13 protein-coding genes and 1 pseudogene are annotated in these 15426 nt (G+C 47.8%); 2 read left to right on the forward strand and 12 right to left on the reverse strand.

All coding sequences use genetic code 11. From position 1 onward, the window contains the following. Nucleotides 1–3: 3 nt before the first annotated feature. Both LLU09_RS11205 and LLU09_RS11210 read right to left on the reverse strand, forming a co-directional pair. Nucleotides 4–762 (reverse strand): cytochrome c biogenesis CcdA family protein, encoded by a 759-nt coding sequence (locus LLU09_RS11205; RefSeq protein WP_228311805.1) that lies wholly within the window; start codon nucleotides 760–762, stop codon nucleotides 4–6. Then, nucleotides 759–1409 (reverse strand): hypothetical protein, encoded by a 651-nt coding sequence (locus LLU09_RS11210; protein WP_228311806.1) that lies wholly within the window; start codon nucleotides 1407–1409, stop codon nucleotides 759–761. The genes LLU09_RS11205 and LLU09_RS11210 overlap by 4 nt, the downstream gene beginning before the upstream one ends. A gap of 199 nt (nucleotides 1410–1608) precedes the next feature. Between LLU09_RS11210 and LLU09_RS11215 the strand changes: the two genes are divergently transcribed. Together LLU09_RS11215 and LLU09_RS11220 are read left to right on the forward strand one after the other, a co-directional pair. Continuing rightward, a complete protein-coding gene (locus LLU09_RS11215; RefSeq protein ID WP_228311807.1) occupies nucleotides 1609–3057 on the forward strand; it encodes a bifunctional metallophosphatase/5'-nucleotidase in 1449 nt (482 codons plus the stop codon). Nucleotides 3058–3300: 243 nt separating this feature from the next. Beyond that, on the forward strand, nucleotides 3301–4188 hold the full coding sequence (locus tag LLU09_RS11220) for an RluA family pseudouridine synthase (RefSeq protein ID WP_228311808.1): 888 nt from the start codon (nucleotides 3301–3303) through the stop codon (nucleotides 4186–4188). Nucleotides 4189–4296: 108 nt separating this feature from the next. On the opposite strand, the gene LLU09_RS11225 is transcribed toward LLU09_RS11220, so the two are convergent. From LLU09_RS11225 to LLU09_RS11270, 10 genes and pseudogenes are all read right to left on the reverse strand, one after another. Further along, nucleotides 4297–5739 carry a flotillin family protein gene (locus tag LLU09_RS11225; protein WP_228311809.1) on the reverse strand — a complete coding sequence of 481 codons (1443 nt, stop codon included), beginning with the start codon at nucleotides 5737–5739 and terminating at the stop codon, nucleotides 4297–4299. 299 nt (nucleotides 5740–6038) lie between these two features. Continuing rightward, a complete protein-coding gene (locus tag LLU09_RS11230) occupies nucleotides 6039–6752 on the reverse strand; it encodes an aggregation-promoting factor C-terminal-like domain-containing protein (RefSeq protein WP_228311810.1) in 714 nt (237 codons plus the stop codon). 292 nt (nucleotides 6753–7044) lie between these two features. Then, nucleotides 7045–8796 (reverse strand): GMC family oxidoreductase, encoded by a 1752-nt coding sequence (locus tag LLU09_RS11235; RefSeq protein ID WP_228311811.1) that lies wholly within the window; start codon nucleotides 8794–8796, stop codon nucleotides 7045–7047. Then, complete coding sequence (locus LLU09_RS11240; RefSeq protein WP_094907107.1) at nucleotides 8797–9573, reverse strand: gluconate 2-dehydrogenase subunit 3 family protein; 777 nt, start codon at nucleotides 9571–9573, stop codon at nucleotides 8797–8799. 273 nt (nucleotides 9574–9846) lie between these two features. Continuing rightward, the gene (locus LLU09_RS11245) at nucleotides 9847–10026 is read right to left on the reverse strand and encodes a hypothetical protein (protein WP_255620915.1); all 180 of its coding nucleotides are present in this window, start codon (nucleotides 10024–10026) and stop codon (nucleotides 9847–9849) included. 32 nt (nucleotides 10027–10058) lie between these two features. Continuing rightward, nucleotides 10059–10483: pseudogene (locus LLU09_RS12700) on the reverse strand (BCCT family transporter). A gap of 263 nt (nucleotides 10484–10746) precedes the next feature. Then, on the reverse strand, nucleotides 10747–11034 hold the full coding sequence (locus tag LLU09_RS11255; protein ID WP_228311812.1) for a 4a-hydroxytetrahydrobiopterin dehydratase: 288 nt from the start codon (nucleotides 11032–11034) through the stop codon (nucleotides 10747–10749). 108 nt (nucleotides 11035–11142) lie between these two features. Beyond that, complete coding sequence (locus tag LLU09_RS11260) at nucleotides 11143–12675, reverse strand: BCCT family transporter (RefSeq protein WP_228311813.1); 1533 nt, start codon at nucleotides 12673–12675, stop codon at nucleotides 11143–11145. Between the two features lie 251 nt (nucleotides 12676–12926). After that, nucleotides 12927–14441, reverse strand: coding sequence for an ABC transporter permease/substrate-binding protein (locus tag LLU09_RS11265; RefSeq protein ID WP_228311814.1), 1515 nt, complete (start codon nucleotides 14439–14441; stop codon nucleotides 12927–12929). Continuing rightward, a complete protein-coding gene (locus LLU09_RS11270; protein WP_228311815.1) occupies nucleotides 14441–15394 on the reverse strand; it encodes an ABC transporter ATP-binding protein in 954 nt (317 codons plus the stop codon). The genes LLU09_RS11265 and LLU09_RS11270 overlap by 1 nt, the downstream gene beginning before the upstream one ends. Nucleotides 15395–15426: the final 32 nt, after the last annotated feature.

The raw sequence follows: 15426 nt of genomic DNA on the forward strand, positions 1-15426 counted from the left end.
CTGTTAACCCAATTTTGACAACCATGTTCCATCGACAAGGTCGAGTAGATATTCTGTAATCCTAGGCATCAGGCCAAGGAAGAGTACAATCCCCATCACGATCATCACAGCGCCTCCGATTTTCATGATGGTCCCTGAATAGCGGACGATCCAACGCGTCGATCCAAGAAAGAAACTCAACACGATAAACGGCAGGGCAAATCCGATGACATACATGACGGTGTAGACCATCCCCTGCCCCGGGCTGCTCGCAGCGAGCAGCAGTATCGAACCGAAGATGGGTCCGATGCAGGGCGTCCATCCGGCTGCAAATCCAAGGCCGACGAAAAATGTGCCTATATAGCCTGCTGATTTTTTGGAGTACTGCAACCTTCTTTCCTGCATTAAAGAGGGGATGTTGATCCACCCGGCCACAAACAATCCCATGACGATGATGAAGACCCCTGCAATCCTCTGGAGCAGCAGGCCGGAGTCTCCGAGGAGAAGATCCTGTATCCATTTCCCCAAGAATGAGGCGCCGGCACCCAGACTGATGAATACAAAGGAGACGCCGAACAGGAAAATCAATGAGTGGCTGAGTATATGGCTCCGTAATTTTGTGGTCTTGCCCCCCTGGAGTTCCTTCACGCTGACGCCGGTGATATATGATACAAACGCAGGGAAAAGTGGTAGTACGCATGGGGACAGGAACGACAGCGCCCCTGCAGCTACTGCCCAGACGGCCCCCACTAATATCATCGTATCGGCTTCTATACCTGTCATATCCTACCTTCCTTTCCAACTGTAATGAATATGATGAGACTGCTGATTGCGAAAAACAGCGCTATAAACCCGGGCTGCATGATGTAGCCGAATACCGTAACTACCGGATAGAGGAGAATAAGCAGCATCATGCCACCCGACCATAAGGTGATCAGTAAGAGGGTCAGCATCCTGAGGCCTGTCCGCTTCTCCAAAACCAGAAATATGATCAGAAGCCCTGAAAGCAATAATAGGTATCCAAAAGAACCATCATCATTGTTCCACAGGAACTGGATCAGCTCATATACCATGGAGGAGAGCAGGAAGACCATTGTAAATGCCTTTATAAAGCCACCGCGGTCTGCCTTCCTTCTTTTATGCTGATACATGAACAGCACTGAACTGAAGATGAATGCCAGGTAGAAAGTTTCGGCAGAACCGGGATACGCCAATATGGTCAAAGGCTCACTGATGAATGCAGGAAAATTCAAGATCACTTTTGAAAGCCAGATGAACAGCACGAAATTGATCAGCACAGATGAAATATCTTCGAGGGTCTTCATTTTTTCCCTATGGTCCTCTTCAGTGAATATGTAATAAATCGCAAAGCCTGCAATAAAGCTTATAAGGATGATGATCATCGACAGCATGACATTGGTGACTACCATCTCTTCCCTCCTCCATTTGGTTTTCCAATACAATGTTGAAGTATGAATGTGAAGATATGATGAAAATGCCTTAATTTTTAAGTCGGATTTCTTTCAAATGGAATTTGTGATGTAATTTCATAGAATCTTCACAATTCTATTCTATGCTTGGATATGTATTCTTTAGTAAAAATAAAACGTATGAATGGAGGGGCGGTCATTGGACCATAATAAACAGTTGACGATTCTGCAGATGAACGATACCCACGGCTATTATGATCTTCATCCCGAAATGTTTATAGAAAAAGGGGAGGAGCGCTATCGGAATGCAGGGGGATACGCCCGCATTGCCACGATCTTTAAGGAGGCGAGGAAAGATAACCCACAAGGTGTCCTGGCCTTCGATAATGGAGATACATTTCATGGTACCTACCCTGTCGTGTCAACGAAGGGGGAAATGCTTGTGCCGATTCTGAAGGCACTGCAGTTTGATGCAATGACTTCCCATTGGGATTTCGCCTATGGCCCTGACCAGCTTGAAAGCCTGATGTCCAAACTGGATTATCCGATGCTTGCATGCAACATCTACGATAAGGAAACAGATGAACCTGCCTTCACTCCCTACATCATCAGTGAACGTGCCGGTCTGAAGATCGGGGTCATCGGTGTTGCCGAGCATATTGTCGATAAGATGATGCCGGAGCATTTTTCCGAAGGGATCTACTTTACGCTAGGGAACGAAGAGGTCCAGAAAACAGCCGATCAGCTCAGACGGGAGGAACAGGTCGACCTGGTCATCGTGCTTTCTCATTTCGGGTTTCCACAGGATGTGAAGCTTGCTTCTGAAACCGAAGGCATAGATATCATACTGAGCGGCCACACCCATAATACGCTAAGACAGCCTGCAGAGGTGGATGGCACCCTGATCATCCAGTCCGGCTGTCATGGTGCACATATCGGAAGACTTGATCTCGAAGTCGGGAAAGGTGGAGTCATCGACTACTCCCACCGCCTGATCGAGGTCGCGGAAGGGGTGGAGCCTGATGGTGATATCCAGCGCATCATTGATGATGCTGTTGCGCCCTACAGGGAAACAATGGAGGAAGTGGTCGGCCATACAGACACAGCACTCCACCGCTATAATCAGCTGGAATCTACTGCCGACAACCTGCTCCTCAGTTCACTCCTCGATGTTTCAGGTGCAGAAGTTGCATTCTCGAATGGGTGGCGGTATGGTGCACCAGTCCCCGTCGGACCGGTGACGATGAACGATTTATGGAATATCATTCCGACCAATCCACCGGTTTCGACGACACGGCTGAGCGGCCGTGAGATACTCGATATGCTGGAAGAGAATCTGGAAAACACATTCGCTAAAGACCCTTATGATCAGAAAGGTGGATATTTGAAGCGCTGTCTTGGCCTGAAGATGTATATAAAGATCGAAAACCCTGCAGGGTTGCGTATCCAGGATATCTACATCAATGGTGAACCATTGGATCAGGAGCGGGAGTATCTCGCCTCCTTCGTCACTGTTCAGGGTGTGCCCAAAAAATATGGAAAGGACCGCCGAAATCTGGATGTCAGTGCATTGGATGCCCTGAGAGGATATATAGGAAAATCGGGTACGGTATCTTCAGGTCTGGTGGGCACAGTGCAGGTCATCTGATCCAATCATCGGTTGAATGAAAACCACGCCGACAAAAATATTCATTTGAGTTGAAGTACCTTTGGAGAGCCATGGGCACTTCTTTCATATGTTTCCTTATAGAATCGGATTTCAGAATCTCTGGACCATCCCGCCCTCTTCACGACCATGTGTAGCCCCCAGCGATATTTAAGCCTGTCCAGAAATGCTATAATGTTCATTAAGGAAGAACAAAATGAAGTGAAGTAGAAGGAGTATAATATAATGACAAGCAAGAAATCGAATGGCCCGGATGCCGAATGGATCGTTGAAGAATCGACAGAGCTGCTGAAGTTCCTATTTGAAAAGATGCCTTCGCGCAGCCGTAAGTCAGTGAAGGGGATCTTAGGCCGTGGCCAGATCCATGTGAACGGCGAAGCGACCACCCAATTCAATGCGGTGCTGCAGCCCGGAGACCGTGTTGAAATCAATTCCCGTTTCGGGGCAAGGAATGTGAAGGTGAAGGGAATCAAGATACTGCATGAAGACGATGATGTGATTGTGGTTGAAAAGGAAGCGGGGATGCTGTCGATTGCGTCGGATAAGGAGAATCAGATGACTGCCTACCGTCAGCTCTCAGACCATGTACAGCGCAGCCATCCCAGAAACCGGATCTTTGTCGTGCACCGTCTGGACCGTGATACTTCCGGAGTGATGATGTTTGCGAAAAGTAAAGATGTGCAGCAGAAATTGCAGAATGCCTGGAAGGATACCGTCTCCGAGCGCACCTATATCGCACTCGTCGAAGGAAGGGTGCAGGAGGATGGGACCATCAGTTCCTGGTTGACTGAAGATAAGACGCTTACTGTGCGATCGAGTAAAAATCCAAATCACGGAAAGAAAGCTGTAACCCATTATAAAGTGTTGAAATCCAATAAAAATTCATCATTATTGAAAGTCAATCTGGAGACGGGACGTAAAAATCAGATTCGCGTTCACATGCAGGAACTCGGTCATCCCATCGTGGGGGATAAAAAATATGGTTCCCGCAGCAATCCCATCCGGAGGATGGGTCTGCATGCCCATGTGCTTGCATTCAGACATCCGAAGAGCGGAGAATCCCTGAGGTTCGAGTCGGAAGTTCCAAGTGCATTCATGCGCAGCTTCAATTGAACGGAAGCCGGTCGGAGAAACAGTCTCCCGACCATCAAAGAGAGCCTGACCATCACTTATGATGGTCAGGCTCTCTTTTAATCCTTGATATGGAGGATGCACGTGCTATTAGCTCGAATAATCGTCACTATCCTGTTCAGTCTTGTCATCAGGATCCTGATTCTTTTCCTCCTCATTGGATAGGTTCCCGAGGAAATTTTCGAGATCGAAGCCGGTCATCTGGCCCATGCTTTCCTGAAGCTTGGCCATGGTTCCTGTCACTGTGTTCGGCAATGAGTTCAACTGGTCTCCACTGCCTCCATCGAGGATACGTATGGATTCTACATTGCCGAGTGATTCACTGACGGCTCTGGCGAATTCAGGCATGATTTCAATAAGCTGTTCGAGAATGATGACGTCCTTATGCTCGGCCATTGCTTTGGCGCGGCGTTCGATGGCCTCGGCCTCAGCCATGCTCTTCTCCCTGATGACTTCCGCTTCAGCCTTACCTTCGGCCATGCGTGCCTCGGCTCTTGCTTCAGCTTCCTTGGTGCGTGCATAGTAGTCGGCTTCAGCCTGCTGTCTGCGGACCTCCACCTGCTGCTTCTCCAGGGCCACATCATTTTCACGTTCCATCTGGCGGAGCTTCAACTCGTTCTGCTTCTCCTGCTCGCGGATCTCCAGACGTTGACGCTCCACTTCCAAGCGTCTCTCTTCCTCTTCAAGCTGGCCGGCGGCTCTTGCAGCTGCATTTTCCTTCTCGGTTTCAGCAAGTATTTTGGCGTCCTTTAAGTCCTTTTCCTTGCGGCTGTCGGCGATATTCATTTCCCTCTTGTACTGTTCGTTGGAAATGTCTTCGTTATCTTTAGCCTGTTGGATTTCTGTTTCGCGCCTATTCTCGGATTCTGCAATTTCTGCTTCCTTCTTCACCCTGGCAATCTGCGGTCGGCCAAGGTTTTCAAGATAATTTTCATCATCCTTCAAATCCGATAGGCCCAGGGAAGTGATTTTGAATCCCATCCTGTTCAGCTGGTCCTGGGCGATTTCACGCACTTGTTCGTTGAAGCTCTCACGATCCTTATTGATCTGCTCCACTGTCATCTTGGACAGGATCGCTCGCAGATTCGAATTCAGGACTTCAGATATTTCATGCTCGATATCCTCCTGGTCCTTCCCGAGGAACTGTTCTGCATACTTCACGATGCCATCCAGGTCATCGGCCACTTTTACAGTTGCAACAGCCTGACCGTAGATCCCCACACCTTCAAGTGTGTAGACCTTTGGTGTTGAAATCTGCAGCTGGAATGATTTCAGGGATACTCTCGTACCAGTCTGGAAGAGTTTGAGCCTGTGGCCGCCACCGCGGATGACCTTCATATAACGGCCCTGATCATCTTTATATATATTCGTCTCTTTAGTTTCATCCCCAAGATTCGGTCCTGTGACGATGAGCGCTTCGTTGGAAGGGACGGTACGGTATCTGGCCTTCATGAACAGATACCATCCAACAGCACCGGCGATGAGCAGTGCGGCAATTACGAGTATAACGATCAATGTTCCTGTAAGTTCCATATGTATTCTCCCATCTTTATGATTTTACGTCATGTGCAGGGGGCAAGTTCCAAAAGGCAGGTGTAGATTGCAATTATCCTCCTCCTGTAAAATTATGTGATTCGAATCACCCGACATATATACATAATCAGGCTCTCAATTTCCTTAGAAAAGAAGAAGCTGAAAATGGTTATATATCCATGGTACCATTTTTAATAATATTTGTTATATTCAATAAAAAATTATTGGATAATTTAATAAAAAAGCTCCCTTATGAATTGGATTACCAATTCATAAGGGAGTTGATATGGGTGAAGCTCTTACCACCAGTTGTTCGCTTGACGGAATTCAATCGCTGCTTCTACAGAACCGTAGCGTTCAACAGCATAGTCGAGCATGCCTTCAGTCTGTGTTTCTACAGAACCAGTGCCCCAATATTCCTTCGTCTGACCAAGGCCTCTGTAGCCAAGCTCATTGACGGCCTGCGGGTTACCGCTGGATTCAGGCATTACGATGTGCTGCCACATTGCTTCTGAACCGCCTGCTGCAAGGAACTGCTCCTTAGTGGAACCGTTCGCTGCTGGTGCTGCTGCCTGTACATCTTCAACCTGTTGTGTCTGTTGTACCGGCTCTTCTTCAACGACCTGTGGTGCCTCTTCTTGAGTTTCCGTTTCAGCTGGCTGTTGTGGCGCAGCTTCCTGCGTTTCTTCTTCAGTCACCTGCGGTGCCGCTTGTTGAGGCGCCTCTTGTGGTGCTGCCTCTGCCACTTCCGGTGTTTCTACGCTGTAGCCGCCATAGGACCATGTGTAGTACGTACCATCGGATTCGAAGTTGTAGTTGACACCATCAACAGTGAAGTTGTAGCTGTATTCACCTTCGTGGATCGGTGCATTGTTCAGTGTGCTTGAGTTGTTCTGCGCCATCTGTGCAAGTTCATCTTTATTGATTTCTGAAGCTTCTGCATTCTGGTCGGCTGCGATGCCGGATACGCCAAGTCCAAGTGCGAGTGTCGTCGTCAGTATTGTTTTCTTCATAAAAAAGTCTCATCCTCCATGAATGGGTATATTATTTATCAATCGGTTGTTTTTAATCTTTAAGGTGCATCACGTTTTGATGTCTTTCTTTTTTCAAGACAAGACACACTATAACACGTGTATTCCCGCCTGTGGTTACAGTAGAATAATAATGAGGTTACAAATGACACCGATGTCTGTAACATGGAGATATGACTGTAATATTTCGCAATACTTCTGGTAATAGACATGAATAAAAACAAAAAAACTGCAATCCACCTGATTGGGATGGATTGCAGTCTTTAATTTGAAATCAGATAAATTTCCTGCCGGGTGCTTTTACAAGCTGTTCTTCGTCCTCCAAGTAGCGTTCGATGCCTTCTGCTGCCCGATAGGCCAAAGCCCCGATGGTCGGAGTTGGGTGATGGCCCCCAAATTGTGGGAAGGCTGAACCTCCTACGACGAAAAGGTTGTCCACATCCCACATCTGCAAGTAGCTGTTTACGGCGGAAGTTTCCGGGTCATCTCCCATGACGACGCCTCCAGTATAATGGCCACCGGAATAGACATGATTGAATTCTTCAGGCACATTACCATCTTCAATGATATCAGCGCCCATCTCTTCCATGATTTCGTGGCATCGCTCTATACCAAATTGGGCGATATTCCTTTCCTGGTCGCCAAACTTGTAGGTGGCCCGCAGTAGGGGATCTCCATACTCATCCGTATAGGTCGGGTCAAGGTCGAGATAGTTGTGCCAGTAGGACATAGCTATGGATGTATACCATATGGTCAAGGTCCGGTAGGCATAGTGGAGGGATTTATCTTTGAACTCCTGTCCCCAGTTTGGTGTGTCTCCAGGAACATTGCCGCTGCTTGAAATGGCCCCGAACCCATATTGCCTCAACTCTATCGCTCCTCCCCCGATGAAATCGAGGTCCGAGTGGTCAAAGTTGTCTGCAGCATAATCATTTACTGCAGCACCGAGGGCACCAGCCCCCATATAGAGGTTGAATTGTTCATTTTCGAAAAAGCCGGTAGCCCCATGAAAGGCTGAATTGTACTGTCCGTTGAAGTTCCGGCCAATGACACCCTCCCGTGTTTCCGGATCATATTGTTCTCCTATGTCCGAGAGCATCAGCAGGCGGTTATTCGCGAATGCGAATGCTGCCAAGACAACTACATCAGCCGGCTGTTCATATTCTTCACCAGTATTTTCATCAACATACATGACGCCGGTTGCTTTGCCACTATCTTCGTCATAAAGTACCCGTCTGACATTGGCGCGGGTCCTGAGCTCAAAGTTATCATGTTTCATTGCAGTCGGGATAACAGTGGCAAGCGGATCTGATTTTGCACTGAAATCACATCCATGTCTCGTACAGAAGGAACAGTACATGCAGGCGTTGAGCTGTTCACCATCTGGATTCTCGTAATTTTGGGAAAGGTTGCCTGCCGCAATCTGGAAGGGATGAAGCCCGAGCCTTTCTGTCGCATCCTTGAATAGCCTCAGTGAGGGTGTCTCCTTCAACGGTGGATTCGGCCACTCCCTGTTCCTTTCAGGGGCTAATGGATCCTGTTCCCCAGAGATACCTGCCGTGTATTCCCATTTCTCGTAGTATTCTTCCATTTCATCATATGTGATTCCCCAGTCCTGAAGATTCATATCTTCAGGTATCTTATCCTCACCATAGCGGTCTATGGTTTGGCTGCGTATTTCAAACTCATAGGGCCAATAACGATAAGTGGCCCCGGCCCAGTGTACGCTGGCGCCCCCCACATCCGTGCCAAGCTGCATGTTCTGCATTGTTCTGACAGGCAGCGCCGTTTCGTCGATTTCGTTTCTTGAGGTCACGGTGTGTCCGGTAAGGTTCTGCATGATCTGATAACGGTTGTCAAAACGCAGTTCATCCTTCACCCCTACATAGTCACTCCTGTTCTTATCAATCCCCTTTTCGAGACCGACGACGCTTTTTCCGGCTTTGGCCATCTCGGCACTGATGATGCCACCGGCCCACCCCATGCCTACAACAACAACGTCCACCTTATCCAATTCTTCAGCCATCTATATTCCGCCTCCCTGATAAGATCTCAACCCTTCCGGGTCCAGCGACATGAACTCTTCAGATTCAATGTCTTCCGCCCACCCCATACGTGGGCCGGGATACTCTATCATCTTCCATCCCTGCATATCTTTATTGCCGCCATACGCAGGGTCTGAGTAGACACCTTCAATTGTTGCGTTTCTGAGCAATGAAAAGAAGGTTTCGGGTCTTACTCCTCTAATCTCCACATCTCCGGATTCAAAACTTCGGAGAAGCTCATCCTGGGCTCCGCCATCCAGGTCGGCGAATGCTGTATCATGCTCCTCCATGCTGAGTTCCTGTAGACGACGCAGGCCGGCAAGAAAGACTTCTCCCCTATTCAGTTTTGCCTGAAATCCGTGTGTGTCTGAAGTGGGCTCGAAAGGCCCGTAGGAATAGTCCTGGCTGTTCTGTCCCCAGAACCCGTACATCTGTCGATCGATGAAATAGGGCACACCCAGTGCGATGGCGCCCGGGCCGTTATCATCTTCAGGATAGATACGTTCTGTAGCAGCCGCCAATGTTTCAAAATCCTCACTCCGGCTAAAGAAGGTCCGTGCTTCCATACTTTCGTTTTGAGCCTCGTCTTCTGAAGTAGACTCCTCTGAAACTTCCGGATCATCGTCAGTAAGCATCTGTGACTGGTTCATGAATACGCCGCCCAATAAAGAGCCTCCGAGAATACCGCCAGTGAAAACACCGGTGGTTTTCAGAAAATCACGCCTTGAGAACTGTTTCTCTTCTCCAATATCAGCCATTATCTCCCCTCCAATAATATAAGGTATAAATACAATTTTAACTTTTTAGAAAATTTAGTCAAATATTTATGGAAGATAACATTATATTGTTTGCAAGGAAGGAAATTATTTGTATATGCTCTTGTGAATGGCAATGGAAGCAGAACTTTTTGAGTAAGGAAAGTAAAGTGTTCTTAATCAAGTTGAATTCAAAAAAACGGCAGTAGAATACATTCTACTGCCGGGACTGTCATTAGGTTCTGCTGGTTTTATGGTACATGCTGCTGTTCTTTACTATAGATCCCTTTCGTCCATGCCTGCTTTCTTCTGCTCCTGATACTCCCGCTCTTTCCTGTTGATATATTCCCTCATGTGATGTTTATTGGGTGTGATTGTGAGGCCAAGATATTTTCTCTCTTCATTGACCTCCTTATAGAATGAAATCATCATGATGATGACGAAGCTGAAAGGCAAGGCTGCTATGATGGCTGCAGACTGAAGGGCCTCTAGCCCTGTGTCTCCGGGCCGAGCTCCACTATTGAAGGGGCCTTATCGGCAATTTCGATGCCAGTGACACCAAATACGGTAAACCAGATGAGGCCGATGGTAGTCGGAACGATAAGAAGTGCCATGATGAATTCACGTACTGTTCTTCCTTTTGACATCTGGGCCATGAAGATTCCCAAGAAGGGACTCCAGCTCAACCAGCAAACCCAATAGTAGATTGTCCAGTCTTGCAGCCAGTTATTCTTATGCTCGCTCAAAGGTGCGGCATCAAGGATCCGTGAGACAAATGTATTGATGTACTCGCCGGCAGCATGTTCAATATCAGTATTGTTGGTTCCAATATGAGGGCTGCCAAAAGAAATACAGCCGCAAGTACCATATTAAGGTTGCTCAAATACCTGATTCCTTTAGTTAGATCGCGCATATACTGGCGAGGAACAAGACCGTGCCCACAGCTATGGGGACGCCCTGCATCGTCAGGTTGAAGGGGGAAGCACAATTTGGATTTCCACTCATTGAAGATATGTGCTATCTCATGACGCGTTATTTAAGCGTTACACTTTATTTATAGATACTCATATGAAGGGGTTTATAGAGTAACGCATGGAGTTATAAATTAAAATGGGAAAGGGCCTTTCAAAGATATTATGCCCACGGGAAAGTCCCCCATGGGCATAATGCTGACCATTATTTCTTCGGTTGATCAAATAGACGATATAGGTTTTCACAGGCTTTGGCTCCAGCAATATCCTTTTCGGTCAGTTCCTTTTTGGAGAAAGTCGTCCAGGATACTGTGACTGTAGTGTGGTTGATTGTTATTCCTGGATGATGCTGAACCCCTTCAGCATAGATGCTTATTTTTTCTGTGAAATCGATGCCATCCAAATACTTGGCAAATTTATATTTCTTGCTTATCTTTTCTTCTTCGAGTGTCCAGCCATCCAGTTTCTCCACTTCGGATTTTACATCTGACATACCTCCACCCCCTTCAATATTGCATAGTGGTATTCCTTTACCCGGAAATGGCTGTTGCCAATCCAGAGTAGAAGTTCTTCCCATTAGCGGGAGCTTCCGGTCATTCCTTCAATTTATATCCTCTTCATGTACGACTCCATGTGCACTGCTGGAACGCGGGTGGTCCTTCGTCAACGCAAGGAAAAGCGACCATATCATGAATATGATGATGAGCGAGAAAGGCAGGGCGGCGATGATCAGCAGGTTCTGTATCGCTTGTGTACCTCCGGTATAGATCATAATCAGGGCGAATGCTGAAAGGATGATTCCCCAGATGATTTTCACAACGCCGCTTGGCAGGTTGCTGCCGTTTGTGGTGAGCATTCCAATGACATATGTTGCCGAGTCGGCAGAAGTAATGAAGAATACCGCAATGACAACGAGTGTCAGCAAGCTTAATATGAAGCCCAATGGATACTGTTCAAGCATGGCAAATGTGGCAGTTTCTGTGGCATATGAAGCGATGTCCGCAACACCTTCGACCTGCAGGTTTATCGCAGAGGCACCAAATACCGCGAAGAATATGAAGCATACGAGTGTGGGCGCAAAAAGCACGCCCAGAATGAACTCCTTGATCGTCCTCCCTTTGGATACCCGGGCGATGAAGATGCCGACGAATGGAGCCCAGGAGACCCACCATGCCCAGTAGAAGATTGTCCATCCCTGAATCCAGGAAAAAGCCTCCGTATCATTCATGGGCAGACGCAGACTCATATCAAAGAAGTTTGCAATATAGCTTCCGAGAGAACTGGTAAACATATTAAGGATATAGAGCGTCGGACCGACCAGGAAAAGGCCGACCAGGACGATGACGGCGATGACCATGTTGAAGTTGCTGAGCATCTTGATGCCTCTGTTGATGCCAGACCATGTGGACCATGTGAAAAGCAGAGTGGCCACTGCAATGATGAGGAACTGGATCAGAAAGTTTGCAGGCACACCGAACAGGAAGTTGAAGCCCTGATTGATCTGGAGCGCCCCGAAACCGAGTGTCGCAGCGACGCCCGTGACGGTCGCGATGACTGCCAGGACATCGATGAGGATGCCAAGAGGGCCCCTCATCCGTTTTTCGCCAAACAACGGCGTCAAAGTTGAACTTACCAGCCCTTTATATCCTTTATGGAAGTTGAAGTAGGCGAACACCAGGGCTACAATGCCGTAGACTGCCCACGCGTGGATACCCCAGTGGAAGAAAGAGAATTGCATTGCCTGGTCGATTGCATCCTGGGTGCCAGGTTCCGCTATTGGGGAAGCACTGAATGCATGACTGATCGGCTCGGCTGTCGTCCAGAAGACAAGGCCGATCCCCATACCTGCACTGAAGAGCATCGCAAACCAGGAATGCAATGAAAATTCCGGGTCTTCCCCTTCCTTGCCCAATGTGATGCTGCTGAACCTGGAGAAGAGCAGATAGATGCAGACGAATAGTATTGCCAGTATCAGCAACAGATAATACCAGCTGAAATTCTTGGAAATGAGGGTAGTTATGTACTGCGTGGATGCTTCCATACTTTCGGGGATTATCGCTCCGACCCCTACAAACAGGATGCAGAAAGCGAGAGCCAACCAGAACACCAGTGTGATGGATTTTTTTGCTTGCATAGTGACCACTCCTATATAAAACGTGATATGAATTACCTATACCCAATTCAGGGCATAAGATTACACAGCTTCAAATGCAGCTGTGATTATAATGATGCCGGCTGTAAATGATACTATAGATGGGAGATTTCCCCCACCCCTTATACAGTAATAATAGAAATTCATCACTTGCTTTAATGTTGTGGATTACGCAGTGAATTTCCCGGGAAATGAAGAAGACCTACAGCATATAAGTGCTGTAGGTCTTTCGATTATTCTATCAGTCCGGCTTCCTCCAAGTAATCTTCTGCCACGACATAAGGGTCTTCCCCTTCAACGCCTACCCTGTAGTTCATCTCCTGCATTTCCTCATTGCTGATCATACCGCCGAGCTTATTCAATGGTTCGACGATTTCAGGGTGTTCATCAAGGAATGACTCTTTGAAGAGTGGTGCACCCTGATAAGGAGGGAAGACATTCCGATCGTCTTCCAGGATGACCATGTCGAACTGCCTCAGTTCCGCATCAGTGGAATAGGCATCTACCAGATTGATGTCCCCGCCTTCTACTGCCTGGTAACGAAGGCTCGGTTCCATAGTCCTGATATTGTCAAAATCCAGGTTATAGGCTTCCTGGATCGCTGGCCAGCCGTCTTCACGGTCGTTGAATTCCAAAGTGAATCCAGGATCGATCTCATCTTCGATGCTCCGAAGATCTCCAATGGTTTCAAGATTATTCTCTTCTGCGAATTCACGCTTCACTGCAAGTGTATAGGTGTTGTTGTATTCCATCGGTTCGAGCAGCGTCATGTCGAACTGTTCTTCAAGACTGCTGTTGGCCTGTTCGTACACAGTTTCTTCCTCTTTGGAATCCAGCTCCTCTTTTGTCAGTTCGCCGATGACCGTTCCTGTAAATTCTAGGTATCCGTCTATGTCGTCAGACCTCAGTGCATTGAACAGGAAGGATGTTTTGCCAAGGCCATCTTCGACTTCCACCGAATAATCAGTCTCCTCTTCGATGAGGATTTTATACATGTTCGTAATGATGGAAGGTTCGGTTCCAAGCTTTCCTGCGATTGTTATCGTATCATCCCTCTGTGTGAGGAGTGGAGCGGCCGAAATCACCAGCATCGCCACGAGTATGGTGCCGAGGGTGAATATGATTTTCTTATATGAAAGGTTCTGTATCACCCGGAGCGCTATATCGAAGAAGATGGCGAGCAATGCTGCCGGTATGGCACCCAGGATGATGAGTGATGTATTATTCCGGTCGATTCCAAGAAGAATCAGGTCGCCGAGGCCCCCGGCTCCGATGAGTGCAGCAAGTGTCGCGGTACCGATGATCAGTACCATCGCTGTGCGTATGCCGGCCATGATGACGGGCATCGCAATCGGCAGCTCGACTTTGGTCAATCGACGCATCGGTTTCATGCCGATTCCTCTGGCAGCTTCAACGAGTGAATCATCAACTTCGTCTATGCCGGTAAAGGTGTTCCTCAAAATCGGCAGCAGTGCATAGATGATCAATGCGATGATGGCAGGTACCTTGCCGATGCCGAACAACGGAATCATCAGACCGAGCAGCGCAAGTGAAGGGATGGTCTGGAGCACTGCTGCTATATTTATGACAATCTCGGATAACTTTTTAGTTTTGGTCAGCATGATGCCGAGGGGCACACCGATGATGACCGCGATAAGCAATGCGATGAAGGAGATCTGAATATGTTCAATCAGTGTGGTGAGCAGTTCGCCCTTTCTTGCATTCAAAGTTTCGAAGAATGTATTCATCACGCATCACCCCGCTGACTGGTATCCAGGTATTTGAAGACATCCGCATGCTTCAATACCTTTCGCTCGCCGTTCTCATTGATGATGATGCCTTCGTGTTCCGATAAGTATTTATAGATGTCCTGTATGGAAGCCTCATGGGAGACTTGAGGGTAGTCGACCTGTTCACCAGGCTGAAGGGCAGGATGGTCTTTGACGATGTCTCCAACCGTCACCTGCTGCATTCTGTATGATTCAAGATCACCGATGAATTCCCTGACAAAATCGTTCTTCGGATTGGTCATGAATCCTTCAGGCGTATCAATCTGTTCGACATGGCCTTCCTTGAGGAGGCAGATGCGGTCTCCAAGCTTCAGTGCCTCCTGTATGTCATGTGTCACGAATACAATCGTCTTCTGTATCTTTTTCTGAAGGTCTGCGAGATCGTCCTGGAGCCTCTCGCGGCTGATTGGATCGAGTGCACTGAATGGTTCATCCATGAGTATGACGGGCGGGTCGGCAGCAAGTGCCCGTATAACGCCGATACGCTGCTGTTGTCCTCCGGAAAGTTCGGCGGGCACGCGGTTCTTATACTGGTCCGGTTCCAGTCCCACCATAGTAAGGAGTTCATCGACCCGTTCGTCGATATCCCCATCCGCCCATTTCTTCATCTGCGGCACTTGTGCAATATTCTCTTTGATGCTCATATGCGGAAAGAGTGCAATCTGCTGGAGGACATAGCCGATATCCCAGCGCATTTCATATACAGGGTAGTCGCTGATCGGTCTGTCCTTGAAGTAGATATAGCCTTCACTCAGTGGAATGAGGCGGTTGATCATCTTCAACGTCGTCGTCTTGCCGCACCCTGAAGGGCCGATGAGGACGAAGATCTCCCCTTCTTTGATTTCAAAGCTCACATCATCCACGGCAACCTTATCACCATAGCGTTTTGTCACATTCTTGAATTTGATCATATTTAATCTCCTAGTTGGATGTATTAACTGTA

It is taken from the genome of Salinicoccus sp. RF5, from assembly GCF_020786625.1.
Lineage (GTDB): Bacteria > Bacillota > Bacilli > Staphylococcales > Salinicoccaceae > Salinicoccus.